Raw genomic sequence first — 25,108 nt, forward strand, 5'->3', positions numbered from 1 at the left:
GCCTAGAGCGGGCGCACTGCCTATGCCCTCCCGCTGCGAGGGGCAAACAGGAACCTTGATGCACAGTCTCGACACCTACGCGGCCGACAAGATCGAACGCCTCGAAGCGGCCAGCCTGATGCGCCGCCTCAAGCCCACCCAGCGTTCCGCCGGGGCCATCGTCGAACGCGACGGCCGCAAGCTGCTGTCCTTCTCCTGCAACGACTATCTGGGTCTGTCCCAGCACCCGGCGGTCAAGGCCGCCGCCCAGGCCGCGATCGAAACCCATGGCTCGGGCTCGGGCGCCTCGCGACTGGTGACCGGCGACAATCCTTTGTTCTCGGAGCTTGAGGCCCGGCTGGCCCGGTTGAAGGGCACGGAAGCCTGCGCGCTGTTCGGTTCGGGTTATCTGGCCAACACCGGCGTGATCCCCACCTTCGCCGGCAAGGGCGACCTGGTGCTGGTCGACGAGTTGGCCCACGCCTGCATCTGGGCCGGCGCCCAGCTGTCGGGGGCCAGGATCATCCCGTTCGCCCACAACGACACCGACCATCTGGCCGAGCTGCTGGCCGAGCATCGGTCCAGCTATCGCCACGCCATCGTCGCCACCGACGGGGTGTTCTCGATGGACGGCGACATCGCCCCGCTGGACTGGTTGTCGGCGGTCTGCGAGGCCAACGACGCCTGGCTGCTGTCGGACGACGCCCATGGCGTGGGCGTGCTGGCGGAGGGCAAGGGCTCGGCGGCCCTGTTCCCCGAGGCCCAGGTCCCGTTCCAGATGGGCACCCTGTCCAAGGCCCTGGGCTCGTACGGCGGCTATGTGTGCGGCTCGCAAGCCGTGGTCGACCTGCTCAAGACCCGGGCTCGCACCCTGGTCTACACCACCGGCCTACCGCCGGCCGCCGTCGCCGCCGCCTTGGCGGCCCTGGACATCATCGAGGGCGATCCGGCCCTGACCGCCCTGCCCCTGGCCAAGGCCCAGGCCTTCACCAAGGCTGCCGGCTTGCCCAAGGCGATCAGCCCGATCGTGCCGGTGATCATCGGCGAGGCCCAGGACGCCCTGGACGCCTCGCGCGCCCTGGAGGCCGAGGGCTTCCTGGTCGTGGCCATCCGCCCGCCAACCGTCCCGGCCGGCGAGGCCCGCCTACGCATCGCCTTCAGCGCCGACCATCCCGACGCCGAGATCGCCCGCCTGGCCGCGTTGGTGAAGCCCTACGTCAAGGCCGCCGACTGATGCCCGCCCTGTTCGTCACCGGCACGGGCACCGACATCGGCAAGACCTATGTCAGCTGCGCCCTGATCCGTGCGCTGAAGACCCGGGGCGCGGTCGTCGACGCCTTCAAGCCGGTGGTCAGCGGGTTCGATCCCAAGGACGCGGCCGGCAGCGACCCGGCCCGGCTGGCCGCCGCCCTGGGTGATCCCGGCGGCGTGTTCCGCATCGCGCCGCGCCGCTACCTCGCCCCGCTGTCGCCTAATATCGCCGCGCGGCTGGAGGGCGAAACCCTGGTGCTGGACGACATGGTCATCGACGCCATGGCTCGCGCCGCCGAGGTTCGCGACGGCCTGCTGCTGGTCGAGGGGGCCGGCGGGGTGATGTCGCCCCTGACCGATGGCGAGACCAATCTCGACATGATCGCTACCGTGGGCGCGCCGGTGCTGCTGGTGGCGGGCTCGTATCTGGGCACGATCAGCCACGTCCTGACCGCCCTGGTCGCCCTGCGCGCCGCCAACGCCCGGGTCGCCGCCGTGGTGATGAGTCAGAGCCTGGATGCGCCCGACTTGAACCAGACGGCCCAAGCTCTGATCCCGTTCCTGCAGGGCGCGCCGTTGTTCCTCGCCCCGCGCGGGGAATCCTGGGACGCTGGCGCCCTGGCCGACCACCTGTTGACGGACCTTCGCGCGCCATGACCGCCCCCCTCCGCGTCGCCATGATCGGGCTGGGCGACATCGCCCGAAAGGCCTACCTGCCCGTTCTCGGCCCGCGGCGAGACATCGAGCTGACCTTCGTCACGCGCAACACCGAGATCCTGGCCGAGCTGGGCGCGGCCTGGCGGATCGAGCGGCTGCACACGGAACTGGACGCCGCCCTGGCCGAGGGCCTGGACGGCGCTCTGGTCCACGCGGCCACGGCGGCCCATCCCGACATCGTCCGCCGCCTGCTGGAGGCCGGCGTGCCGACGCTGGTCGACAAGCCCATCGCCGACAACGCCGCCGACAGCGAGGCCCTGGTCGACCTGGCCGAAACGCGGGGCGTGTCGCTGATGGTCGGCTTCAACCGCCGCTTCGCCCCGGTCTACCAGGACGCCGCCGGCCTCGATCTGCCGCTGGTCGTGATGCAGAAGAACCGCGCCGACCAGGCCGACGAGACGCGCCGGGTGGTGTTCGACGACTTCATCCACGTGGTCGACACCCTGCGGTTCCTGGCTCCCGGCGCGACCGACGCGCGGGTGCACGGCCGCATCGAGGGCGGGCTGCTGCGGCACGTGGCCCTGTCGCTTTCCGGCGAAGGCCGCGACGCTCTGGGGATCATGAACCGGGTCAGCGGCGCCAACGAGGAAACGCTGGAGGTCTCGGGCGCGGGCGCCAAGCGGCGGATCGTCGACATGGCCCAGGTGATCGACCAGTCGGCCCAGGACCACCTGACGCGGCGTGGCGACTGGACCTCGGTCGGCCGCCAGCGCGGCTTCGAAGGGCTGTGCGAGCACTTCCTGGCCGCCGTGCGCGACGGCCGCCGGCTGTCGGCGCTGGACGCCCTGGAAACACATCGGCTGTGCGAGACGGTGGTGACCGCGTTGGGCGGCCAACGCCTCTAGTCGAAAAGCTGGTGCGCCAGCCACAGGAAGGGAGGTTGAGCGCGGTAGGCGGCCTTCTCCAGCGGCGAGAACGTCTTCCACATCAGCTTGAAGGTGAAGCCGCCGATCCCTCTGCCATCGATGACGTAGAGCCAATCGGAGACACGCGCGTCCTCGATCATGACCGCGTCGCCCTCCGAAACCTCGTCGGTATAGACCGGGTCCGCGTTGACCACGCCCCACAACACGCCGTCCTTGGCATGCACGTCCCCAAGGAAGACGTGCTCGACCTCCGCGCCCTTGGTCTTGGCCGCGAAGCCATACTTGACCAGCGCGACCTCGATCGCCGGGCCGCCGCCTTGTCCGGCGACCGCCGCCTTGAACCGAGGAAAGCCCTCCTGAGCTTCGGCGATGGCGGCGTTCATCTCCGCGCTTTCACCGCTGAACCATGAGATCGCCGGTGCTGTTCGTTTTCGAAATGGCCACATGCGATCAGGTCCTGCGAAGCGGTGAAATCGTACCCAAGTGCATTTGGCTCAGCAACTAAGCCGTCTTCCGCCACGCGGTGGGCGACAACCCAAAGGCCCGGCGGAACGTGGCGTTGAAGTGCGAGATGTCGTTGAAGCCGATGTCGAAGGCGATGTGGGTGATCGGTTCGGCGGTGTCGGTCAGCCGGTCGGCGGCGGCCCGCAGGCGCGCGCCGATCAGGTACTGGCGCGGGCTTTCGCCGGTCACCTGCCGGAACAGCCGGATGAAATGGAAGCGGCTGACCTGGCCCATCGCCGCCAGGGTCTCCAATCCGCAGGGCTCGGCATAGGCGACGTCCAGATGGCGGACCACGTCGCGGATGCGGCGACGCTCGGCTTCGGATGTCGCGACCGGGCGGGTGCGGCGGCCCAAGGTCAAGGCGCTGGCCGCCAGGTCGATCACGCCCTCCTCGTCCAGTCGCAGCCCGCCGGCCGCCCGGCGCACCGCGCCGTAGAGCGGCGCGGTCTCGCGCGAGGGAGCCAGGGTCGAGACCGCGAAGTCGGCGTCGTCCAGCCCGCAGTCGTTGGCGACCTCGGACAGCAGATCCGGATGCAGGGCGATCACCGCCCGCCGATTGCCGCCGGCGTCCAGGTGGCGGCAATCGAAGCTCTCGCCCGCGTTGCCCATCAGGATGGCGCCGGGTGTGGCGCGGGCGCGGCCATGACGACCGGCATAGTCGAAGGTTCCCGCCACCACGACGCCGATTACCGGGCCGGCGTAGCACTTCTCGATCGCGGTCGGGTCGCGCGTGGCGCAGCGCGCCTCGCCGGCGCCGTACAGCGACGAGCGGGCGGGCAAGGCGGGGCCGTGGGTCTCGACGCGGAACATGCGGCGTCTCCGTCGGTGGGCGCGACCATAGAACCCGGCTCGCGGCGTTCGCGCAACAAACCCCAAGTCAGCCGCTGGACCGCGCGGCAAGCTCGCCCTCTCTGAACGGGAGGGTTCATGAACCGCGACGGCGTTCCCTACGGCCTCGGCGCCATCGCGCTGGGGGTCATCGGCCTGGTCTTCGGCGACTTCGCCCTGCAGTGGCAGCCCGTGCCCAAGGACCTGCCCGGCCACTACGCCCTGGCGCTGGTCAGCGCGACGGTCATGCTGGTGCTCGGCCTGGGCGTCCTGTGGTCGCGCACCGCCCGCCCCGCCGCCGCGGCCCTGGCCGTGGTCTATCTCGGCTGGGTCGCCCTGCATGGTCCGGACACGGCGGCCGCGCCCGGCAGTGTCGCGTCCTGGCTGGGCGTGGCCGAGACCCTGTCGATGTCGGCCGGAGGCCTGGCCCTGTTCGCCGGCCTGGCCCAACCGCCGGACGATCGGCTACGCCTGGCCGCGCGGCTGATCTACGGCCTATGCCCGCTGGTCTTCGGCCTCAGCCATTTCGCCTATGCCGACTTCACCGCCAAGATGGTGCCCGGCTGGATCCCCCATCCGCTGTTCTGGGCCTATGCGACCGGGACCTGTCACCTGGCGGCGGGACTGGCGATCCTGTTCGGCGTCGCGCCGCGACTGGCCGCCACCCTGCTGACCACGATGATGGGATGCTTCGTCGTCATGCTGCACATTCCGCGCGTGATGGCGGCACCCGACAGCCATCTGGAATGGACCATGACGGCGATCGCCCTGTCGCTGACCGGCGCGGCCTGGGCCTTGCGCCAGTCCTTGCCGACTCCGGAGCCGTCAGGCGCTCTGGCGTTCGATCGCGTCGGCCTTGACCGCCAGGGGTGACGTCGAAACGCCGGCGCGGCGGAACAGCTTGGCCAGCGCCACGAACAACCCCTTCTCCTCGACCCGGTGATAGGGAGAGGTCGCCGCCAGCTGGGCCGACAGCCGCGCGTGGGCCTTGCCCAGATTGTGGTACGGCAGGCGCGGCAGCAGGTGGTGCAGGGCGTGGTAGCGCAGGCCGACCGGGGCCCACAGGAACGGCAGCATGGCCGGCGGCGGCACGTTCACTGAGTCCAGGAACTGGTCCTCGAAGCTCATCATCTCGCCGTCGTTGTGCCAGTAGTGGGCCACCAGGGTCCGCAGCTGGTTGACGAAGGTGGCCAGCGAGAACAGGGCGAACCAGGTCAGCACGACGCGCACCGGCACGAAGCCGGCGACCGTGGCGGCCGCCACGCCCCAGCACCACAGCCAGCAGCCCAGCTCCTGGGCCAGCCAGTCAGGCCGGGTCTTGTCGTTGTCCTCGCGCACGAAGTCGGGATTGATCACCAGGGCCGACAGCTTGGTCTTCACCAGGCGGCGCACGCCGGGGAACACGAACGACAGCGGAATCAGGATCCCCGAGCGCAGGATCACGCCCAGCGGCGCCAGCAGCGAGATCGCCGTGAACAGCGCCAGCTTGAAGGCAGAATAACGCTCCAGCGGCAGGTATTCGGGGTCGCGAGCGGTGCCGAAGCGCTGCTTGGCGTGGTGCAGGTTGTGCACGCCTTCGTACATCATCGACGGCGTCATCAACGGCACGCCGAACAGCAGGTTCCACCCCAGGCGGAAGCCCGGCACGTCCTTGGGCCGCAGATGGCTGATCTCGTGGATGAAGCTGAGACCGCGATAGAGGGCCAGCAGACCGACCAGACCCGCCACCAGGCCGGCGGCCAGGCTGTGGGTCGTCGCGGTCAGGGCCAGGCCGCCCCAGGCCGCCGTCGCCGTCAGGGTCAGGTCGATCCAGTAGATCGCGCGGCTGGGCGTCGACAGGTCGATCGTCAGCTTGTGAGCCTGCCGGACCAGACCGCCGTCGTTTCCAGGGGTCTCGCCCACGCCGTCCTCACGCTTCAGCTTCATCGACATCACGGCGAGGACTTGGGCCCGCCGCCGACAAAATTCAATCCGCGAACGTCCGAATAGGGGTTCGCCCTTAGTCCTTGCTTCCTAAAGCAAGTCGTCCCGAACCGGAACGCCGGCCGTTGTCGCACGTCGGCGGAAATGGACTTTGACCGATCTCAACCCGTATCGTCGTCGCGATGTCTGGCCTCGCCGCCGTTTCTTCGGTCGATCCCGGCAAAGTGGCATGACCAAAATGGCCAGGACACTTTTGGAGACTGTGCGATGTCCGCCAACCGCGCCAGACCTGGTCCAGCGACCGCCGCCTTGATCGCGACCTGCGCTCTGTTGTCCGCCGGCCCGGTGGACGCGGCGGCCAGGGTCGATCCGGGATCGCTGCCCGCCGTCGGCAAGGTCGACAGGCGCTTCCAGTCCTACAATGTCGAGATGGCCGAGGTGATCGGCGGCCGCTTTTGGGCTCCCTACCCCAAGCCCGGCGAAAAGGCGCCCACGATCGACCTGCAGAAGAGCGGCGGAGTCGAAATCGCCAATGTCATGTTCCGCCAGCGCGCGCCGATCGACCTGAGGGGCGACCGTCGCCTGCGCAATCTCGCCAAGGGTCTGGGGCCGGCCTATGTGCGCGTCAGCGGCGGCTGGGCCAACAACGTCTATTTCCACGACGCCGACACGACGCCGCCGGCCGAGCCGCCCAAGGGCTACCAGGGCGTGCTGACGCGGAGCCAGTGGTCCGGGGTCCTGGACTTCGTCCGCGCGACCGACTCCAAGCTGGTCACCTCGTTCGCCATCGGCCCCGCCGCGCGCGACCCCGACGGCGTCTGGAATCCTGACCAGGCTCGTCGCCTGATCGCCTACACCCGCGCTCAGGGCGGACGGATCGACGCCGCCGAGCTGATCAACGAGCCGAACGTCGGCGCCATGGTCGGCCTGCCCCCGGGCTATGACGCGGCCGCCTACGCCAGGGACATGGCGGTCTTCAAGACGCTGGTCCGAACCCAGGCGCCCGACCTGAAGATCGTCGGCCCCGGCTCGACGGGCGAAGCGGGCTTCATCATCTTTCCCCAGCGCGGCGGGATGATTTCGAGTCAGGCCTTGATGAGCGCCGAGCCGCGTACGCCGGTCGACGTCTTCTCCTATCACTTCTATGGCACGGTCTCGGCGCGGTGCCGGGCGATCGACAAGAACGCCGGCGTCGCGCCCGACCAGGCCCTGTCAGAGGCCTGGCTGGCGCGGGCGGACCAGGTGTTCGACTACTACAAGGCCCTGCGCGACCAGTACGCGCCCGGCGCGCCGATCTGGGTCACGGAAATGGGCCAGGCCGGTTGCGGCGGCGACCAATGGGCGGCGACCTGGCTGGACACCTTCCGCTATGTCGACCAGATGGGCCGTCTGGCCAAACGCGGCGTCGCCGCCATCTTCCACAACACCCTGGCGGCCAGCGACTACGCCCTGATCGACGACGCCAGCGGCCAGCCTCGGCCCAGCTACTGGGCCGCGCTGCTGTGGGGTCGGCTGATGGGCGAGGTCGTCCTTGACGCCGGTCCGGCGCGACCTGGCCTGCACGTCTACGCCCACTGCCTGCGCGACAAGCCCGGCGGAGTCGGTCTGGTGGCGATCAATCTGGACACGGCCGCGCCCGCGACACTGGAGCTGCCCACAGCCGGCCGGCGCTACACGCTGACGGCCGACACGCCGCAGGCCAGCAAGGTCAAGCTGAACGGACGCGAACTGGATTTGCCGCCAGGCGACCAACTGCCGAAGCTGAAGGGACAGGCTAGCGGCAAGGGCGCGCTGGACCTGCCCCCCGCCAGCATCACCTTCATCGCCGTGCCGAACGCCGCGAACCCCGCCTGTCGCGCGACCTGACCGGCATATGAAAATGGCCGGCTCCCAAAGGAGCCGGCCATTGTCGAAAAGCCCGCGCTGCCGCTGCTTAGAACGGGATTTCGTCGTCCAGGTCGGCCGAGAAGCTTTCGCGCGGGCCGCTGGGCTGGCTGCGCGGCGCGCCGCCGCCGAAGTTGCCGCCGCCACCGCCGCCACCGGCGTAGCCTTCGTCATAGCCGCCGCCCGACGAAGCGCCCGCGCCGTCGCCGCGACCGCCCAGCATGGTCAGTTCACCGCGGAACTTCTGCAGCACGATCTCGGTCGAATACTTCTCGACGCCCGAGGCGTCGGCCCACTTGCGGGTCTGGATCGCGCCCTCGATGTAGACCGTCGAACCCTTGCGCAGATAGCTCTCGGCCACCTTCACCAGGTTGTCGTTGAAGATCACCACGCGGTGCCATTCGGTCTTTTCCTTGCGCTCGCCCGAGGTGCGGTCGCGCCAGGTTTCCGAGGTGGCCAGACGCAGGTTGGCGACGCGGTCGCCCGAGCTGAGGGTGCGGATTTCGGGATCTGCGCCGAGGTTGCCGACCAGAATGACCTTGTTGACGCTGCCCGCCATGGGGAAGATTCCTTTTCACGCCCGGCGACCAATCGCGCCGGCATCTGGCGCGGACGTTAACGGGTTCTTAAGTCGCAGCGCAAGCTTTGTTCTCGTAACGTTCCTGTGGAGCACCGAGGTTATCCCCTGGTTTGCGCCGCCCCTATTGCGCGGGCATCGCCCCTGGCACGGCCAGGCGGCCGTCGCCCGTGCGGACCAGCGACATGAACCGGGCGCCCTCGTAGGTGTCGCCCAGATAGATGCCTTCCTTCTGCAGGAAGATGAACTTGCCCTGATAGGCGCCGGTCAGTTCACGGCTGGGGCTGCCCAGGCGCACGAAGCGGATGCGCATGCCTTCCAGCTCGGCCGCGCACTGCTCGAGGGTCGGCACGTTCTGGGCCACCGGGTTGAACTTCAGCGTGCCGTCCTTCTGCTCGATCACATGCAGGCAGACACCGGCCTGGAAGGGAGCCTTGGTCTGCTTCTCGCAACCGGTCAGGCCGACGGCGGCGGTGGCGGCGATGAGCGAGAGGGCGACGATGGGAAGGCGCATGGTCTTACGATCTCTCTAGGCCGACGGGATGGAGCAGCTCTGCCCCAGCTCGATGATCGAATGGAAGGAGCGGTTGTCGGACGAGGCCTCGACCTTGCCGGGCACCAGACGGATAGTCTGATCGCCCCAGCGGCCATAGGTGGCGCCGCCGGGCTTCTCGCACTTGCCGCTGGAAATCTGCTGGGCGCAGGCGTTGACGGTGATCTCGCCGGGCAGCTTGCGCCACTCCCCGCCGGCGTATCGCCAGCAGACGGCCAGGGGCGCGCTGGAGACCGCGGCCGGGGTCGAGATGGTCGGGGTCGCGACCGGCGCGGGCACGGTGGGCGCCTCGGCGGGCGGCGGCAGCGGGGTCAGCACGGTGCCGGCCTGGTCGGCGGCGGCCAGGGCCCCGGTTTCGTCGACGCCGACGTCGAGGGCCCCGGTCGCCACGCCATTCTTCTTGGCGCAGTCGGCCAGTGTGGTCTCGCCCACGAACTGGCCGCCGACGAAGCAGCGCAGGGGTTGGGCGGAATCGAGCTTCTTGTCGTCGGACCGTCCGGTCTCGACCACCAGACCGGCGCGCGAGGCCGGCGGATCGTCGGTCGGCGACTTGGCGCCATGCATCAGGCTCAGGGCGATGCCCAGGCCCGCGATCAGGGCCAGGGCGGCGCCGCCGCCCAGCAACACGCGTCGATCTTTGAGAAAGTCCATGGTCCCTGGCTACGACGCGGTGATGACGCTTTCAAGTCCAGGCGCGCAGAACGCTCCAGAGCCCGCGCGGATCGTCGCTAGCCGCCGCCGGTCAGGCGATCCAGGGCCGCCTGGTAGTTGGCGATCTGGTTGGTCAGATAGGTCGGGACGGTGCCGCCGGTCTTGCCGGGACCGGTCGTGGTGGTGGCGGTCTGCACGCCGTTGGCCTTGTCGGCCATCTCGCGATAGGCGGTGCGCACCGCCGACAGGGCCTTGGTCATGGCCGCCATGGCGGCGTCGCGGCCAGCCTTGTCGGTGAGGTCCAGGGTGGTGTCCAGCGCGAAGCCGTAGATCGGCCCCTTGCCGTCGGCCGAGACGACCTGACCGTGGTCGGTCTTGGTGTTGCGCACGACGCCGGGCTTCAGGCCCAGGGACTCCAGCACGTCGGTGCCGCCCTTGCCGGGCAGGATCTCGACGGTCGAGGTGGTCTGGGACGGGCTGATGCGCAGGGTGCGATTGTTGCCGACGCTGCTGAAATCGACCTTGGCCGCGAAGCCCGTGGCCTTGCGGATCTTGTCGGCCAGGGTGTCGAGCGTGTCGTCGGCCTCGATCTTGATCGTGGTCAGGGTGCCCCGGGCCCGGGTGCGGACCTGGAAGGTGTCGCCCGCCCGCGCCGAGGTCGCCGAAACGATCTTGTCGCTCTGCTTGAACTCCATCGTGCCGCGCGGGATGCCGAAGACGTCCAAGGCGCTGGAGCCGGTGGCGTCGACGGAGACCGAGGTCGCGGTGGCGTAGCCGTCCTTGCCGGTCAGCCGTTGCTCCCAGGTCGCCTGGCCGGTGGCCACGTCGATCTGGGCGACATAGCCGTCCTTGTCGCCGACCGTCGGCTGGCCCGCCAGATCCTTGCCGGCCGAACCGACCAGCCAGGCCTGGCCATTCGAGACCGCCATGCCGGTGACCGTGTCGTCGCCCGCGCCGCCGTAATAGGCCAGGGTGTCCGCCGACTTGTCGGTCAGGTCCAGCGACATGCGGGCCACGAAGCCATCGGAACCGCCCGAAGCGGCCTTGGTCTGGTTGTTGACGTCCAGGGCGCCGTTGGTGGTCGCCCCGCCGATATAGAGCTGGCCGTTGTCGATCGTCAGGCCGGCGATATTCCCGCCCTTCAGCGTGCCCAGATCGCGGGTGGCCCCGGTCGTGAACGTGGCCGCCTTGGTGTAGGTGGTCGGTTCGGTGACCCAGACTTCCTTGTCGTTCAGATAGGTGCGGGGCTCGGTCACGACGCTGGTCGAGACGTCGAAGCTGCGAAGCATCGCCTCGCTGCCTTCCTTGCTGGCGACCACGACCTGCCCGCCGTTGACGACGATGCCGGCGACCGTGTCGTCGTTCTCGCTGCCGAAGTGGGTGGTGAACAGCGCCTTGGGCGTGCCGGAAATATCCGTGGCGAAACCGGTCAGATAGTTGTCGTAGCCGCCTTGCGTCGCACCCGTCGCCGAGCCCGGAATGTCCGACTTGGTGCGACCGCCCACATAGACGACGCCGTCCTCGCCGAAGGCCACGGCGGTCGCCTGGTCCTCCAGCATGCCGCCGCGCCGCACCGTCCACGTCTCGTCGCCCTTGGCGTCGTAGAGGGTGACGAAGCTGTCGGTGACCGTGCCGGCCGGGTCCGAATTGATCGGGCCATTGGTCGTACCGGCCAGCGCGCCGGACACCGAACCGGCGATGGCCACCTGGCCGTCATCGGAAATGGCCATGTTGTAGCCGGTGGCGGTGCTGGAGGCCCCAAGGGTGCGCGCATAGAGCAGCTTGCCCGCGGAGTCGTACTTCAGCAGGGCGACGTCCTGGTCGCCCTTGATCGTCTGGGTGCTGGTCGTGCCGTCGACATCGGCCAGCACGTAGAGCGAGCCGTCTGGCCCGGTCATCGTCTTGTGGACGGTGCTGATCGTGCCTTCCATGGTGTCGGTGAACACCTTGGTGCCCGGCGTGCCGGCCGTGCCGGGGCCGTACTTGGTCAGAGTGTTCTGGATCACCGCGTCGTCGGTGCTGGTGTTCTTGTCCGGATCGGGGTTGCCGGCGGCGGTGGTGATGTAGACCGCGGGCTTGGCCGCCGGGGCCGAGAAGGTCAGGGTCTCGGTCAGGTCGCCCTTGATCTGAAAGGCGAAGTCGTCGCCGGTGGCCGGCAGCTTTACGGTCTGGCCGTTGATCGTGGTGGTGCGCTCTTCGCCGGTCGTGCGGTTGACGGCGAACTGCGTGTCGAAGCCGGCCTGGTTCAGCTTGTCGTTGAAGAAGCTGACCACGTTGGACATCGTCCGCGGCGTCGACCCCATCTGCGACAGGTCCATGGTCACGTCGGTGGCCACGCCGAACTTCTTGACGTTCATCGTGAAGCTGACGTTGCCCTGGAAGGCGGGCACCTCGTCATCGGCCTTGCCGCTGTAGACGGTGTTGGTGACGTAGTTGTAGTTGCTCTTGGGCACGCCGACCGACGACTTGTCGCTGGTCATGACCGTGCCCGTGGTCAGGCGCATGCCGTCGGTGTCGAGGTTCTGGACGTAGCTGTTGACCTCGTTCAGCCCCTTGCTGAACACGGCCTGCAGACGCTTGATCTCGCTGTCGGTGACGCCCTTCTCGGCCGATCGGTCGGCGATGGCCGACAGGGTGTTGAGCGCCTGGTAGGCGGCGAACAGCTTCTTGTAGTCGCCGCTGATCGTCGGGGACGCGGCGACGGCCGCGCTCTCGTCGACGAACTTGCGGCCGTTCAGGGCCGCCTTGACCAGATCGCTAGGCTCGCTGGTCATCCCGGTCCAGGGCGCGTTCGGCACGCCCTTCGTACCCGAAGAGGACGACGACGAGGACGAGCCCGTGGCCGCGCCCGTCGCTCCAGCCGTGTTCGCGGCCAGGCCAGCATTCTTGGCCTGGTAGTAGTTGAGCAGCAGACTGGAATCGAAAGTGATCACAGCGGGTCCCATTGGGACGCACTACGCCCCTTGATTCGAGTGTCGACGATGAACGCTGACGTTTCGTTAAGACGTATGAATTTTGAGCGGGCGCGACCGAAGCGTGGGCGGCTTCGATCATCCACACGACGCCAACGGCTAAATCGGGGCCTCTAGGCCGCGATCAGATGAGCGTCCGTCAGCGAGCGCCGGACTTCGCCCCGCAGTTCGCGCCATTCCCCGGCCAGGATGCCCAGCAACACGACGTCGCGCGGTTGGCCGTCCTTGAGCACGTGGCCGCGCAGATAGCCTTCACGCCGAAAGCCGGAAGCCGCCTGGGCCTTCAGCGCCGCGTCGTTGTCGGCCATGACCTCGGCGAACACCTTGTGCAGGCCCAGTTCGCCGAACGCGCGGTCCAGACCCAGCACCTGGGCGGCGCGCCCCACGCCCCTGCCCCGCGCCTCGGCCGAGCCAAGGAACCAGTTCCAGCCGGCCCGGCGATGATGGCTGAGCAAGCCCGTCAGGGTCAGCAGGCCTGAAGGCTCGCCGGCCCGGACGATCATCCAGCCGCGCATGTCGGGATCGGAACGCAGCGCCTGAAACCAGGCGGCGTGGGCCTCGCGGCTCGGAAAGGCCGCGTCGGACATCCAGCGGTCGACCTCCGGCTCGCCCCGCCATTGGAACAGGACAGCCTCGTCGCCATCCGTCAAATCGCGAAGCTCGATCATACCGGGTCGATTCCCCCACACGTCGTTGAGGAGAGTCTACCCTGTCGGCGGCGTCAGGCCTAGTTGCCGTTGAACAACGAGAGAATGATCTGCGGCGCCTGGTTGGCGATCGAAAGCGCCTGCGCGCCGAGCTGCTGCTTGACCTGCAGAGCCTGGAGGCGCGCGCTCTCCTTGGCCATGTCGGCGTCGACGAGGTTGCCCACGCCGGTTTCCAGCACATCGTCCAGCTTGGACACGAAGGTGTTGTGCGCCTCGATCTGCTTGGCTTGCGAACCGATCGAGCCGACCGCCTGGTTCACCCTGCCGAACGTGGCGTCCAGGCGCGTCAGCACGTTGGCGGCCTGGGTCATCGTGCTGATGTTGTCGGTGGCCGTCAGGCTGTTGATCGAACCGCCCAGCGACAGGTTCTGCAGGTTCAGCGTGATCACGGTGGCGGCGTCGGCGTCGGCCAGGAACGTGATGTTGAACGTCTGGCTGCCGTTGAGGATGTTGGCGCCGTCGAAGATGGCGCTGTTGATCACCTGCGTCATGTTCTTGAGCAGGCCCTGGAAGTCGGCGTTCAGGGACGTGCGCGACGAGGTCGACAGCGAGGTGTCCTTGGCCGCGACGACCTTTTCGCGCATCTGGGTCAGCAGGTCCGAGACCTGTTCGCCGCCGGCCAGGGCCACGTCGGTGATCGAGGTGGCGCGATCAAGGCTCATCTTGACCGCGGCGAGCGCCGAGCGGTCGGCGCGCTGGTCCTGGGCGATCGACCAGACGGCGGCGTTGTCCTTGGCGGTCGAGATCGCCAGGCCCGTGTTGATCCGGCTCTGGACGTTCGACATCTCGTCGTTCGTCTTGTTCAGATTTTGCAGGGCGATCAGCGCGGGCTGATTAGTGTTCACGCTCAGCGTCATCACGGTCTCCGAACGGCGTTTCTTGCCAAGGAAGCTCGGGACGCGATTCGGCGGCCGAGCAGGTCGACCGCGAAATTGAGGCTGAGGGAGTAAGAATATGGTTAACGCGCGTAAACCATGTTCCACCTGCGACGCCAGGTCGCGGCGAACACGGCCTTAAGCCGGCGGCTTAGGTCAGACCGTCGAAGACTTCGCCCGGATCGTAATGCTCGGCCTGCTTGAAGCGCAGGACGTCCTCACGCGGAAACTGCTGCAGGATGTCGCCAGTCCGCCGATCCACCGTCTTGTAGACGTAGGTGCCGGTCTTGCTGTCCTGCTCGATCACCAGGCGCAGGTCCCCCGGCTGGGGACCGTCGGCCACGACATGCTTCTCCACGGACGCTTCCTTCGGCGCCGACGTGAAAGCGCCGCCCGCGGGATGCCCCGGGACGGTTGGTGCGGTGTTCGCGGCGGACGTCGACGGCTCTGGAACGATGGGCGTCAACGCTAATTTGTTTTCCATAACTCCTATCGCGGCCGGGATGCGGCGGCGCCTCCAGTGATCCCTCCCCTCGCCCGAAGCGAGAGAAAGGCGGAGGCGGGCCCGAAGACCCGCCTCCTTGTTCGTTCCTATCGGAACAGGCTCAGGATCGACGAGGTCGACTGGTTGGCGATGGAGAGCGCCTGGATGCCCAGCTGCTGCTTGGTTTGCAGCGACTGCAGCTTGGCGCTTTCCTTGGCCAGGTCGGCGTCGACCAGGTTGCCAACGCCGGCGTCCAGGCTGTCTTGCAGCTTGCCGATGAAGGTCAGGTGGGTGTCCAGGCCCGTCGAGCTGGTGCCCAGCGAAGCCAGTTTGTTGGTCGCCGTGCCCAGGGCGGTGCTGACGGTGTCGATCATCGACTTGGCGGCGGCGGCCGTCGAGAACGACGAGGTCGAGCTGAGCTTCAGGCCGGCCAGCGACAGGGTCTTGGCGGCGACCGTGAACTGGCTGCCGTCGGCGTTGGCCAGGAAGGCCAGCTTCTGGGTCGAACCATCGGCGATCGAGACGCCGTTGAACTTGGCGTTGGTAACGGCCTTGGTGATCTGGTCGCGGAGGCTGTTGAAGTCCGAAACCAGGGCGTTGAACGAGGCCGAGTTCAGCGAGGTGTCGGAAGCGGCCAGCGCCTTTTCCTTCATCTTGCCCAGCAGGTCGGTGACGGTGTCGCCGGCGGCCAGGGCCACGTCGATGGTGGACTGGCCGCGTTGCAGCGAGTCCTTCACGGCGTTCAGCGCGCTGGCGGTCGAGGATTGCGTCTTGGCGATAGCCCAGATCGCGCCGTTGTCCTTGGCGTTGCCCACCTTCTTGCCGGTGTTGATACGCTGTTGCGTAACACTCAGCTCGCTGTTGGTGGCGTTCAGGTTTTGCAGCGCAATCATCGCGCCAGCGTTCGTGTTGATGCTATTCAGCGGCATCGCGACATTTCCTATTCAAGGGTTCCGACGTCATTTTGACTGCCGGGAGCATTTTGCTCGTTGAACTAGGCAGCAAATATCGGGCCAAAAGTGCCTACCCGGCAGAAAATGCCAAGCCCCTGAAATACCAGCGTTATAGTTTTATTTACCGTATATTTTGCCGGCAATATTTGCCGATCTCGGGCGCGAGTGGGAAAATATTGCCGGGCAAATTCAGGCGAGTTCGGACAATTTCGACGAACTTCGGCCCGAAAAAAAGAAATGCCGGACGGCCCTGAGGCCGTCCGGCTTTGATCGCTTCTTGAAGCCTAGTCGCCGATCACTTGAACAGCGAAAGGATCGACTGAGGCGTCTGGTTCGCGATCGAGAGAGCTTGCACGCCCAGTTGCTGCTTGGTCTGCAGCGACTGCAGCTTCGCGCTTTCCTTGGCCAGATCCGCGTCGATCAGGTTACCCACACCAGCGTCCAGGCTGTCCTGCAGCTTACCCGTGAAGGTCAGGTGCATGTCCAGGCCCGTCGAGCTCGTACCCAGGCTGGCCAGCTTGTTGGTCGCCGTGGTCAGAGACGTGGTGATCGTGTCGATCATCGACTTGGCCGCAGCGGCCGTCGAGAACGACGACGTCGAGGTGAGCTTCAGGCCGGTGAGCGACAGGGTCTTGGCGTTGACCGTGTAGGCGGCGCCGTCCGAGTTGCTGAGGAACTGCAACTTGGTGGTCGTGCCGTCGACAAGGCTGACACCGTTGAACTTGGCGTTCGTCACGGCCTTGGTGATCTGGTCGCGGAGGCTGTTGAAGTCCGACACCAGGGCGTTGAACGAGGCGGAGTTCAGCGAGGTGTCGGAAGCGGCCAGGGCCTTTTCCTTCATCTTGCCGAGCAGATCCGTGACGGTGTCGCCAGCGGCAAGGCCGACATCGATCGTGGACTGACCGCGTTGGAGAGAATCCTTCACGGCGTTCAACGAGCTCGAGGTCGCGCTTTGCATCTTGGCCATCGACCAGATCGCGCCGTTGTCCTTGGCGGTCGAGATCTTCTTGCCAGTGTTGATGCGTTGCTGAGTGGTTTGGAGCTCCGAGTTGGTTGCGTTCAGGTTTTGCAGCGCGATCATGGCGCCGGCATTGGTGTTGATCGAGTTCATCATGGTGTGGTTCTCGCCATTTTGGGAGGATTGCCCCGGCGTTTTGCCGGTCGGGCTTTTGCCCACGGGAACCATCGCAAGCGGCGGGCCACTCGGCGCCAACCAGATGAACTTTTTAAAATACTGATTTTACTCAGTATTTTTTATCCGCGCGCCGGATACGAAACCGCCCGGCGAATGCAGAATTCGCCGGGCGGCAGGTTTTTCCGGAAAGGTTTGCCGGAGGGTCGAAAGCGCCCTCCTCGGCCGAGGTCAGACCCCGTCCGCGCGACCGGCCAAGCCTTGCATGATCATGCGATTGATCTCGATCAGCGGCTCGAAATCCTCCTCCTTGCGCATGATGGCGCTGGAGTGACGGCCGACCCAAAGGCTCAGCGAAATGATGCTGGCGCGCAGCTGCATCGGCAAAGTGTTTTCCGGCAGCGAGCAATCGGTCGCCAGGGCCGACCAGACCCGGCGGTTCCAGTCCAGCGCGTCGATCCGCGTGGCGATGTCGTCGGCCGGAGCCTCGGACGCCGCCAACAGCGCGCGCGTCACCTGACCGAACAGACGGTACTCCATCTCACGCGGATTTTCCGTCCGCGTCGCCGTCTGTTGATAGGCCCTAAGAGACATGCCCCAACCTCTGATCTTCGTATTCGATGAGCTTACGGCTCAGCATGAGCGCCTTGTAGTACTCGCGCGCCATCACGTGCTTTGAGATGGCGATGCAATCGCTCAGCACGTCCGGATTGCGCACGACCCCCATGAATTCAGTCAGGCGGGTCGCGAATTCCTCGTACTGACGCTCGGCTCCGGACTCGTCCAGGTACATCATCATGACCGGGAAATAGATCCGACGCGCCGGCGTCGTGGCTTCGTCGGGCTGCATGATGTCCTTCTCACGCAGCACCGAGGCCTTGTTCTGAAGCACCAAGACGCCACGACGGTCGCCATTCTGGACCACCGCGCCGTTCAGCACGAATTTCTCGCCGGGTTTCAGCGACAGCTTCAATGGCACAAGGCCGCTCCCTCTTGCATTGCTGCGTCGCCCCACCCGTCGAAATGACGGTTCGGAGCAGAAGCTAGGCGAAGGCGGTTAACACCCTCTTGCCAAGCCTGCGGCCGTGGGACGCAGCTTAGGACTCGATTAAGCATACTGACCCAGAGGATGACTCTCTCCAATCGCCAAGGCTTCAATAGATGTCCCGCGTTCGCGACACCCAGATCTCGGCCAGCGCGCTGGCCATCGCCCAGGAATCCGTCGCCCACGCCGTTAACCTCGGTTTCAAGGCGGTGGCGGGCGACGCCGCCTCGACCGAAGCCCTGGCGCGTCTGGATCGCCAGACCAGCGAGGTGCGCAACGACAAGACCGCCCAGCTGCTGGCCCAGTCCATCCACGCCATGCAGAACCGCGATTTCGCCAAGGGCGAAAAGCTGGCGCTGAAGGCCCTGGAGCGCGACGACAAGCTGGGCGTGGCCTGGCACGTGCTGGGCATCGCTCGCGAGAAGATCGGCGACTTCGCCGGCTCGATGCGCTGCTACGAAGCGGCTCTGAAACTGTTACCCGACCACGGCCCGGTCGCCGGCGACCTGGGCCGCCTGGCCTATCGCCTGGACATGCCGGAGATCGCCGCCAAGTTCTTCATGCACTTTCTGGTCGCCAAGCCCGGCGACCTGGAGGGGATCAACAACCTGGCGGCGTCTCTGCGCGACCTCAATCGTTGCGATGAAGCCATCGAGGTTCTGCGCCCGGCGATCAACGACAATCCCGAGCAGGCGGTGCTGTGGAACACCCTGGGCACGGTGATGTGCAGCATGGGCGACGGCAAGACGGCCCTGACCTTCTTCGACGAGGCGCTGCGACTGGCCCCGGACTTCGGCAAGGCCTACCACAACCGCGGCTACGCCAGGCTCGACCTGGGCGATGTCGAGGGCGCCCTGGTCGACTGCGACGCCGCCATAGCGCGGGCCGAACACGCCGAGGACCTGGCGACCATGCAGTTTGGCCGGGCCACCATCCTGCTGGGCCTGGGTCGGATCGAGGAGGGCTGGAAGACCTACGAGGCGCGGTTCTCCCCGGACATGGTCGACGCGCCCCGCTTCTCGATCGAGGCCAAGCGCTGGCATCCGGGCATGGCGTTGGCCGGCAAGTCGCTGATGATCTGCGCCGAACAGGGCCTGGGCGACGAGGTGATGTTCGCCAACATGCTGCCCGACGTGATCGAGACCTTGGGTCCCGACGGCGCCCTGACCCTCGCGGTCGAGCGCCGGCTGATCCCGCTGTTCGAGCGCTCATTCCCCGACGCCGCCGTCTTCCCGCACAAGACGGTCTCGTTCGAGGGTCGCGTCTATCGCGGCGCGCCCGAGATCGAGGATTGGAGCGGAATCGACCTCTGGACGCCCCTGGGCGACCTGCTCGAGGTCTTCCGTCCCAGCCTGACCTCGTTCCCGAACCGTCCGAACTTCCTCGAAGCCGACCCGGCGCGGGTCGAGCATTGGCGGCGGACGCTGGAAAGCGCTCCCCCGGGCCCGAAGGTCGGCCTGCTGTGGAAGAGCCTGAAGCTGGACGGCGAACGCGCCCGGCAGTTCTCGCCCTTCATGCTGTGGCGGCCGGTGCTCGATGTTCCCGGGATCACCTTCGTCAATCTGCAGTACGGTAACTGCGCCGAAGAAATCGCCCTGGCCAAGGAACAGTTCGGCGTCGACATCTGGCAGCCGCCGGGCATCGACCTGAAGCAGGACCTCGACGACGTCGCCGCCCTGTGCCGCGCCATGGACCTGATCATCGGCTTTTCCAACGCCACCACCAACCTGGCGGGCGCGACCGGCGCGCCGATCTGGATGCTGACCGGCGCCGCGGCCTGGACGCGGCTGGGGTCGCCCAACTGGCCCTGGTATCCCCAGACCCGCTGCTTCATCACGGCCGACTACAACGACTGGAACCCGACCATGCGGGAGGTCGGCGACGCCCTGCGCGACCGCTATCCCAACGGCTGACGCGCCAGGCCTGGTCACGAGGGAACCGCATTTCAGCGGTAGACGAACGTGGCTGTTCGGGCTTCAAGTTTCGCCCTAACCCTGAGTACCCCATGCCGCTCGCCATCCTCCAAGCCCGCATGTCGTCGACGCGGCTTCCCGGCAAGGTGCTGGCCGATCTGGCGGGGGCGCCGATGATCCTCAGACAGATCGAGCGGCTCAAGCGCTCCACGCGCCTGGAACGGATCGTGGTCGCCACGTCGGACCAGGCCAGCGACGATCCGCTGGCCGTCTGCCTGATCGCCGCCGATATTCCCGTGCATCGTGGCCCCTTGGACGACGTGCTGGCTCGCTATGTCGGCGCGATCGAGGCCTTCGGGCCGGTCCGCACCGTAGTGCGCCTCACCGCCGATTGCCCGCTGGCCGATCCGGACCTGATCGACGAAACCCTGGCGCTGCACGCGCGGTCCGGCGCCGACTACACCTCCAACACCCCGACGCGCCGGAGCTACGCGAAAGGGCTGGACGTCGAGGTCTTCGAATCCGTGGCGCTGAAGATCGCCGCCGACGAGACCGTCGATCCCTACGACCACGAGCACGTCACGCCGTTCCTCTACCGCCACCCCAATCGCTTCAAGGTCGAGGGGCTGGAACAGACCGCCGACGAAGGCGACGTGCGTTGGACGGTCGACCGGCCCGACGACCTGGACTTCGTCCGCGCCGTCTATGACGCGCTCTACGCCGCCAAGCCGGCCTTCACCTCGGACGACGTGCGGACCTTCGTGCGCGGCCGGCCGGACCTGGCCAATCTTGGGGGAGACCGCCGCGTATGAGCGCTGAAACCTCGCACGACGTCGTCCTGCGCGACGTGACCGAAGCCGACCGTCAGAGGCTGTTGGACTGGCGCAACAGTCCCGAGGTCGCGGCCTTCATGTATTCCGACCACAGGATCGGCCAGGCCGAGCACGATCGCTGGTTCGACGGCATGGCCGGCGACGCCCGCCGCCGGTACTGGGTGATCGAGGTCGACGGCGAGCCCGTGGGCCTGGCAAACTTGGCCGACATCGACGCCAGGAACCGGCGCTGCGCCTGGGCCTACTATCTGGCCAGTCCGTCCGTGCGGGGCCTGGGCGTGGGCTCCTACATCGAATTCTGGATGATCGAATACGTCTTCGGAACCCTGGGCTTCGACAAGCTGTGGTGCGAGGTGCTGCTGTCCAACGAGAGCGTCTGGAAGCTGCACGAGCGTTACGGCTTCCAGCGCGAGGCCCTGTTCCGCCATCACGTGATCAAGGACGGCGCGCCGGCCGATGTGGTCGGCCTGGGCCTGCTGGCCGAAGATTGGCCGGCCCGGCGCGAGGAGATGGCCCAGCGCCTGCTGGCCAAGGGCTACGCCCTGCCTTTCGCTTAGGGCCTTTCGCCTAAAGTTCACGGAACGATCGCCACGGGCGGCGGGTTGAATCCGGGACCGCGAGGGAGCGCCCTCGCCTCTTGGCTTCAGGGAGTCCGCCATGCCCACCGACATCGACTATGACGACCAGGACGGCGCGGAAGCCCTGGACGAGACCAACCTGACCGACGACGGCGAGGACATCGCCAATTTCGACGAACTGGACGACGTGCTCGACGTCACCCAGGCCGACGGCGACGCCGACGAAGATGACGAGGACCTCGACTTCGACGACGAGGATGTCGACGACATCGACGACGAGCTCGAGGGCGAACGCGACGACGAAGGCCTGGATATCGAACGCGAACCGCTCAGCGCGATCGCCGGCGACGACGAGGACGCCGTGGAGTCCGTCTCGGACGACGACGACAGCGCCGCGGATTTCGAGTCCGCGGAACTGGCCGAGGACGACATCGAGGCGCTCGGCTACGCCAAGGAAAGCTGAGACCTTCAAGACGCGCGGCATTGAACGTGGATTTTTCCGCGCCTAGATTCCGAGGCGACAGGAGAGCCGCCATGTCCGACGTCACGCCCGAAACCCAAGCCGGCGACCAGGCCGAATATCTCGAGGATCAACTCGAGGAAGGCCTGGAGGACAGCTTCCCCGCCAGCGATCCGCCCTCGGTCGCTCGCCGGCACCGCGCGCCGCCGCCCCGCAGCGGCGATGCCGATGGCGAGGATCAATAAGGCGGCTTGATCCCGCCAACCGATGCTCTGTAGGTTATTCCCTGATTTGAACAGATGTTCGAGGCGTCCTTATTGAAGACGCCGTCAGGAAACCGCATGAGCTCGCGCTTCGAAGGCACCGCCGATTATGTCGCCACCGATGACCTGAAGGTCGCCGTCAACGCCGCCGTGGCGCTGGAACGGCCCCTGCTGATCAAGGGCGAACCCGGCACCGGCAAGACGGTGCTGGCCTACGAAGTGGCCAAGGCCATGGGCGCGCCGTTGCTGACGTGGCACATCAAGTCGACCACCAAGGCCCAGCAGGGCCTCTACGAGTACGACGCCGTCAGCCGCCTGCGCGACAGCCAGCTGGGCGACGAGAAGGTCAAGGACGTCAAGAATTACATCAAGAAGGGCAAGCTGTGGGAGGCCTTCGAGTCCCCGGTCCGCCCCGTCCTGCTGATCGATGAGATCGACAAGGCCGACATCGAGTTTCCCAACGACCTGCTGCAGGAACTCGATCGCAACGAGTTCTACGTCTACGAGACCAACGAGACGATCGCCGCCAAGGTCCGGCCGATCATCATCATCACCTCGAACAACGAGAAGGAACTGCCGGACGCTTTCCTGCGCCGCTGCTTCTTCCACTACATCCGCTTCCCGGAAGAGGCGACGATGCAGGCCATCGTCGATGTGCACTTCCCGGGCATCAAGCAGAAGCTGGTCGGCGAGGCCCTGCGGATCTTCTACGACATGCGCAAGGTGCCGGGCCTGAAGAAGAAGCCCTCGACCTCCGAGCTGCTGGACTGGCTGAAGCTGCTGCTGGTCGAGGACATCGACGAGGCGACCCTGCGCGAGAAGGATCCGACCAAGCTGATCCCGCCGCTGCACGGCGCCCTGCTGAAGAACGAGCAGGACGTGCACCTGTTCGAGCGTCTGGCCTTCCTGGCGCGCCGCGAGGGTTCAGGCGCGCGTCCCGGCCAGTAGGCGGGGCGGTAGCGGCCGTTACCGCGATTTCATTGGATTTCCACGCGCCGCCAGACCACGTTCGCGCCGAACGGGAGATTCCTCTGATGCGACACCTGCCGCTGCTGGCCATGAGCCTGGCCGCCTGCTCCTTGGTTGCCTGCTCGCCCAAGGTCGAGGTCAAGCATGAGGATCACAAGCTGCCCGGCAAGCGCGCGCCGCTGCGGGTGATCAGCAAGCTGGACTGCCCCGAAAAGCAAGGCGAGCTGACCCGGGTCAGCGCCGCCGCCGACGGCCAGGCCTGCCTCTATGCCGGCCAGAACGCCGAGGTGACCCTCAGCCTGGTGGCCCTGAACGGCGGCGACGCCGAGGCCGCCCTGGCCCCGATCGAGACGAACCTGAAGACCCTGATGCCGGCCATGAAGGCGCCCCCGCCCCCGACGCCGCCAGGCGGCAAGGCGCGCGGCGAAAGCGCCAAGATCAGCCTGCCCGGCGTCAAGATCGACGCCCACGACAAGGGCGCCGACATCCGCATCGGCGGCCTGACGATCAACGCCAACGACGGCTCGGCCGAGGTCAAGGTCGCCAAGAACGTCACCCAGCGCGGCGACAACTCGACCGTCAGCGTCAAGTCCAGCAACGACGAGGACGGCGACGTCGACATCCACGCCACCAACGACGGCGCCCAGGTCCGCCAGCGTCGGGGCGGCGACGGTGTGCGCGCCACCCTGATCCTGGCCAGCGACAAGTCGACCAGCGGCTATCGCGTCGTCGGCTACGAGGCCCGCGGCCCCAAGGGCGGCCCGCTGGCCGTGGCCGTGGTCAAGGCCAAGGGCCGCAACGGCAGCGACCACGACATCTTCGAGGACATGAAGACCCTGGTCCGCCACAACGTCGGGGGATAGACGGGCGGCGGCTAGACCGGCGTCACCTCCATCACCTTGTAGGTCAGCGGCCGGCCGTCCTCGTCGGTGACGGTGACGTATTCGCCCAGAGCGAAGCGGTGCTGGCCCAGGCGATGGACCGGCTCGTCGTCCAGCTCGACATCCTCGTCATAGTCGAAAAACCAGCGCTCGCCGCGACGGTTCAGGCGGCCGTCGGCGGCGTCCTCGTCCGGGGCGAAGCGGCGCACCACGCAGTCGTCCTTGGCCTTGGCGTAGGCGGCCGCGTCCAGCAGGCCGTCCTCGGTCAACGGCGCGGTCAGGGCGTAGCCACGGTGGTCGTCGCCGCCCGCGAACTCGGTGCCGGGATTGCGGGCTAGACGCATGACGATGCGGGACAGGGGCATTGAAAGCCCTCCTTCTTGCTTTCAGAACAACACTTTAGTGCGACAGGAACAGCGAAGGACCGTCGCTGTTCAGCAGACTGCGCGTCGTGCCCCCGAAGATGAACTCCTGCAGGCGTGGGTGGCCGAAGGCCCCGGCCACCAGGAAGTCGGCGCCGACCTCCTTGGCCGCCGCCAGCAGCAGGGCCGCGGCGTCATTGCCCGTGCCGTCCAACACCTTGGCCTCGGCCTTGACGCCCCGCGCCGCCAGGAACGCCACCAGGCTGTCCAGCGAGAAATTGCGCGACGAGGCGCCCGGCGCCCCGGCCACCACCACCTTGGCCGCCTTCTGCAGCAGCGGCAGCGAGGTGCGCATGGCCCGGCTGGCCTCCTTGCCGCCGTCCCAGGCGACCAGGACGGTCCCGCCGACCTTCAGGCCTGGCCGCGCCACCACGACGGGCCGCTGCTCGTCGGCGATCATCTGCTGGAACGACTCCGCCAGCGGGCCCTTGCCGCGCGCGGCGGCGCTGTCGAAGACGATCACGTCCGACAGCCGCCCCTCCATGGCCAGGCCCGCCCAGACCGGCGATTCCAGGCTGACGGTCCGGCAGCGGCCATAGCCCAGCTCGCCCACCATCTTGTCGACGGCGTGATGGCCCTCGACGGCGGCCTCCTTCAGGCTCTCCAGGGCCGTGACCTGCACGCCGCCCATGAAGCCCTCGCCCATCCAGGGCATCAGGTCGGCCATGTCGGCGGGCGCGTGGACGCAGGCCAGCTCCGCGTCGAAGCCCTCGGCCAGCGCCTTGGCCGAAGCCAGAAGCTCCCTGTCGACGGCCGCGCCGGCCACCGGCGCCATAATTCTCGCCCAGCTCATGATCGATCTCCCGGTCCTGGCGTTCCAAACGGCGAAGGCATTTCCACAGACAACGACCGGCCCCTCATTGATCTTTGTCAATCGATGGGCCAACC

The 25,108-nt window shown here is 67.1% G+C and carries 28 protein-coding genes; 12 read left to right on the forward strand and 16 right to left on the reverse strand.

Annotated elements, in window-relative coordinates; all coding sequences use genetic code 11:
* The first annotated feature begins 58 nt into the window (after window positions 1–58).
* The 3 genes from bioF to G3M62_RS13030 are packed head-to-tail and all read left to right on the forward strand — an operon-like array spanning window position 59 to window position 2,792.
* Window positions 59–1,213, forward strand: coding sequence for an 8-amino-7-oxononanoate synthase (gene bioF, locus G3M62_RS13020; protein ID WP_165187632.1), 1,155 nt, complete (start codon window positions 59–61; stop codon window positions 1,211–1,213).
* Entirely contained in the window at window positions 1,213–1,887 is a 675-nt protein-coding gene (gene bioD, locus G3M62_RS13025; protein ID WP_165187634.1) for a dethiobiotin synthase, read from the forward strand. The genes bioF and bioD overlap by 1 nt, the downstream gene beginning before the upstream one ends.
* Window positions 1,884–2,792 carry a Gfo/Idh/MocA family protein gene (locus tag G3M62_RS13030; RefSeq protein ID WP_165187636.1) on the forward strand — a complete coding sequence of 303 codons (909 nt, stop codon included), beginning with the start codon at window positions 1,884–1,886 and terminating at the stop codon, window positions 2,790–2,792. The genes bioD and G3M62_RS13030 overlap by 4 nt, the downstream gene beginning before the upstream one ends.
* Here G3M62_RS13030 and G3M62_RS13035 read toward each other — a convergent pair.
* Both G3M62_RS13035 and G3M62_RS13040 read right to left on the reverse strand, forming a co-directional pair.
* Complete coding sequence (locus tag G3M62_RS13035; RefSeq protein WP_165187638.1) at window positions 2,789–3,196, reverse strand: DUF2314 domain-containing protein; 408 nt, start codon at window positions 3,194–3,196, stop codon at window positions 2,789–2,791. The genes G3M62_RS13030 and G3M62_RS13035 overlap by 4 nt on opposite strands.
* 118 nt (window positions 3,197–3,314) lie before the next feature.
* Complete coding sequence (locus G3M62_RS13040) at window positions 3,315–4,127, reverse strand: helix-turn-helix transcriptional regulator (protein WP_165187640.1); 813 nt, start codon at window positions 4,125–4,127, stop codon at window positions 3,315–3,317.
* Window positions 4,128–4,244: 117 nt separating this feature from the next.
* Between G3M62_RS13040 and G3M62_RS13045 the strand changes: the two genes are divergently transcribed.
* Entirely contained in the window at window positions 4,245–5,018 is a 774-nt protein-coding gene (locus tag G3M62_RS13045; protein WP_165187642.1) for a DoxX family membrane protein, read from the forward strand.
* On the opposite strand, the gene G3M62_RS13050 is transcribed toward G3M62_RS13045, so the two are convergent.
* The gene (locus G3M62_RS13050; protein ID WP_165187644.1) at window positions 4,971–6,077 is read right to left on the reverse strand and encodes a fatty acid desaturase family protein; all 1,107 of its coding nucleotides are present in this window, start codon (window positions 6,075–6,077) and stop codon (window positions 4,971–4,973) included. The two genes, G3M62_RS13045 and G3M62_RS13050, sit on opposite strands and share 48 nt — an antisense overlap.
* A 258-nt stretch (window positions 6,078–6,335) precedes the next feature.
* Here G3M62_RS13050 and G3M62_RS13055 point away from each other — a divergent pair, with 258 nt between their 5' ends.
* A complete protein-coding gene (locus G3M62_RS13055) occupies window positions 6,336–7,934 on the forward strand; it encodes a glycosyl hydrolase family 79 N-terminal domain-containing protein (RefSeq protein WP_165187646.1) in 1,599 nt (532 codons plus the stop codon).
* Window positions 7,935–8,001: 67 nt separating this feature from the next.
* On the opposite strand, the gene ssb is transcribed toward G3M62_RS13055, so the two are convergent.
* From ssb to flbT, 11 genes are all read right to left on the reverse strand, one after another.
* Window positions 8,002–8,511: a single-stranded DNA-binding protein gene (ssb, locus tag G3M62_RS13060; protein ID WP_165187648.1), complete on the reverse strand. Its 510-nt coding sequence runs from the start codon at window positions 8,509–8,511 to the stop codon at window positions 8,002–8,004.
* Between the two features lie 142 nt (window positions 8,512–8,653).
* Window positions 8,654–9,043, reverse strand: a complete 390-nt coding sequence (locus G3M62_RS13065; protein WP_165187649.1) for a hypothetical protein — start codon at window positions 9,041–9,043, stop codon at window positions 8,654–8,656.
* 15 nt (window positions 9,044–9,058) lie between these two features.
* Window positions 9,059–9,733: a hypothetical protein gene (locus G3M62_RS13070; RefSeq protein WP_165187651.1), complete on the reverse strand. Its 675-nt coding sequence runs from the start codon at window positions 9,731–9,733 to the stop codon at window positions 9,059–9,061.
* 77 nt (window positions 9,734–9,810) lie between these two features.
* Window positions 9,811–12,666, reverse strand: coding sequence for a hypothetical protein (locus tag G3M62_RS13075; protein WP_165187653.1), 2,856 nt, complete (start codon window positions 12,664–12,666; stop codon window positions 9,811–9,813).
* A gap of 152 nt (window positions 12,667–12,818) precedes the next feature.
* Complete coding sequence (gene pseH / locus G3M62_RS13080) at window positions 12,819–13,373, reverse strand: UDP-4-amino-4,6-dideoxy-N-acetyl-beta-L-altrosamine N-acetyltransferase (RefSeq protein ID WP_165187655.1); 555 nt, start codon at window positions 13,371–13,373, stop codon at window positions 12,819–12,821.
* Window positions 13,374–13,432: 59 nt separating this feature from the next.
* Window positions 13,433–14,269: a flagellin N-terminal helical domain-containing protein gene (locus tag G3M62_RS13085; protein ID WP_165187657.1), complete on the reverse strand. Its 837-nt coding sequence runs from the start codon at window positions 14,267–14,269 to the stop codon at window positions 13,433–13,435.
* A 169-nt stretch (window positions 14,270–14,438) separates the two neighbouring features.
* Window positions 14,439–14,645, reverse strand: a complete 207-nt coding sequence (locus G3M62_RS13090) for a flagellar protein FlaG (RefSeq protein WP_165187659.1) — start codon at window positions 14,643–14,645, stop codon at window positions 14,439–14,441.
* Between the two features lie 233 nt (window positions 14,646–14,878).
* Window positions 14,879–15,700: a flagellin gene (locus tag G3M62_RS13095; protein ID WP_165187661.1), complete on the reverse strand. Its 822-nt coding sequence runs from the start codon at window positions 15,698–15,700 to the stop codon at window positions 14,879–14,881.
* A 319-nt stretch (window positions 15,701–16,019) separates the two neighbouring features.
* Window positions 16,020–16,838, reverse strand: a complete 819-nt coding sequence (locus G3M62_RS13100) for a flagellin (RefSeq protein WP_165187663.1) — start codon at window positions 16,836–16,838, stop codon at window positions 16,020–16,022.
* A 249-nt stretch (window positions 16,839–17,087) separates the two neighbouring features.
* On the reverse strand, window positions 17,088–17,450 hold the full coding sequence (flaF, locus tag G3M62_RS13105) for a flagellar biosynthesis regulator FlaF (RefSeq protein ID WP_165187665.1): 363 nt from the start codon (window positions 17,448–17,450) through the stop codon (window positions 17,088–17,090).
* Window positions 17,440–17,835 (reverse strand): flagellar biosynthesis repressor FlbT, encoded by a 396-nt coding sequence (gene flbT, locus G3M62_RS13110; RefSeq protein WP_165187667.1) that lies wholly within the window; start codon window positions 17,833–17,835, stop codon window positions 17,440–17,442. Before flbT ends, flaF begins: the two co-directional genes overlap by 11 nt.
* A 182-nt stretch (window positions 17,836–18,017) precedes the next feature.
* Here flbT and G3M62_RS13115 point away from each other — a divergent pair, with 182 nt between their 5' ends.
* From G3M62_RS13115 to G3M62_RS13145, 7 genes are all read left to right on the forward strand, one after another.
* Window positions 18,018–19,814: a tetratricopeptide repeat protein gene (locus tag G3M62_RS13115; RefSeq protein ID WP_165187669.1), complete on the forward strand. Its 1,797-nt coding sequence runs from the start codon at window positions 18,018–18,020 to the stop codon at window positions 19,812–19,814.
* 92 nt (window positions 19,815–19,906) lie between these two features.
* Window positions 19,907–20,626, forward strand: coding sequence for a cytidylyltransferase domain-containing protein (locus G3M62_RS13120; protein WP_165187671.1), 720 nt, complete (start codon window positions 19,907–19,909; stop codon window positions 20,624–20,626).
* On the forward strand, window positions 20,623–21,204 hold the full coding sequence (pseH, locus tag G3M62_RS13125; protein WP_165187673.1) for a UDP-4-amino-4,6-dideoxy-N-acetyl-beta-L-altrosamine N-acetyltransferase: 582 nt from the start codon (window positions 20,623–20,625) through the stop codon (window positions 21,202–21,204). Before G3M62_RS13120 ends, pseH (G3M62_RS13125) begins: the two co-directional genes overlap by 4 nt.
* 100 nt (window positions 21,205–21,304) lie before the next feature.
* Window positions 21,305–21,688, forward strand: a complete 384-nt coding sequence (locus tag G3M62_RS13130; protein WP_165187675.1) for a primosomal protein — start codon at window positions 21,305–21,307, stop codon at window positions 21,686–21,688.
* Between the two features lie 71 nt (window positions 21,689–21,759).
* Window positions 21,760–21,930, forward strand: coding sequence for a hypothetical protein (locus tag G3M62_RS13135; protein WP_165187677.1), 171 nt, complete (start codon window positions 21,760–21,762; stop codon window positions 21,928–21,930).
* Window positions 21,931–22,026: 96 nt separating this feature from the next.
* Window positions 22,027–22,896 (forward strand): AAA family ATPase, encoded by an 870-nt coding sequence (locus G3M62_RS13140; RefSeq protein WP_165187679.1) that lies wholly within the window; start codon window positions 22,027–22,029, stop codon window positions 22,894–22,896.
* 86 nt (window positions 22,897–22,982) lie between these two features.
* Window positions 22,983–23,780 carry a hypothetical protein gene (locus G3M62_RS13145; RefSeq protein WP_165187681.1) on the forward strand — a complete coding sequence of 266 codons (798 nt, stop codon included), beginning with the start codon at window positions 22,983–22,985 and terminating at the stop codon, window positions 23,778–23,780.
* 11 nt (window positions 23,781–23,791) lie between these two features.
* Here the strand turns inward: G3M62_RS13145 and G3M62_RS13150 are convergent, their stop codons facing one another.
* A complete protein-coding gene (locus G3M62_RS13150) occupies window positions 23,792–24,163 on the reverse strand; it encodes a hypothetical protein (RefSeq protein WP_165187683.1) in 372 nt (123 codons plus the stop codon).
* Window positions 24,164–24,197: 34 nt separating this feature from the next.
* The gene (locus G3M62_RS13155; protein ID WP_165187685.1) at window positions 24,198–25,013 is read right to left on the reverse strand and encodes a universal stress protein; all 816 of its coding nucleotides are present in this window, start codon (window positions 25,011–25,013) and stop codon (window positions 24,198–24,200) included.
* Between the last annotated feature and the right edge of the window lie 95 nt (window positions 25,014–25,108).

The sequence above is a fragment of the Caulobacter soli genome (assembly GCF_011045195.1).
GTDB classification, from domain to species: Bacteria; Pseudomonadota; Alphaproteobacteria; order Caulobacterales; family Caulobacteraceae; genus Caulobacter; species Caulobacter soli.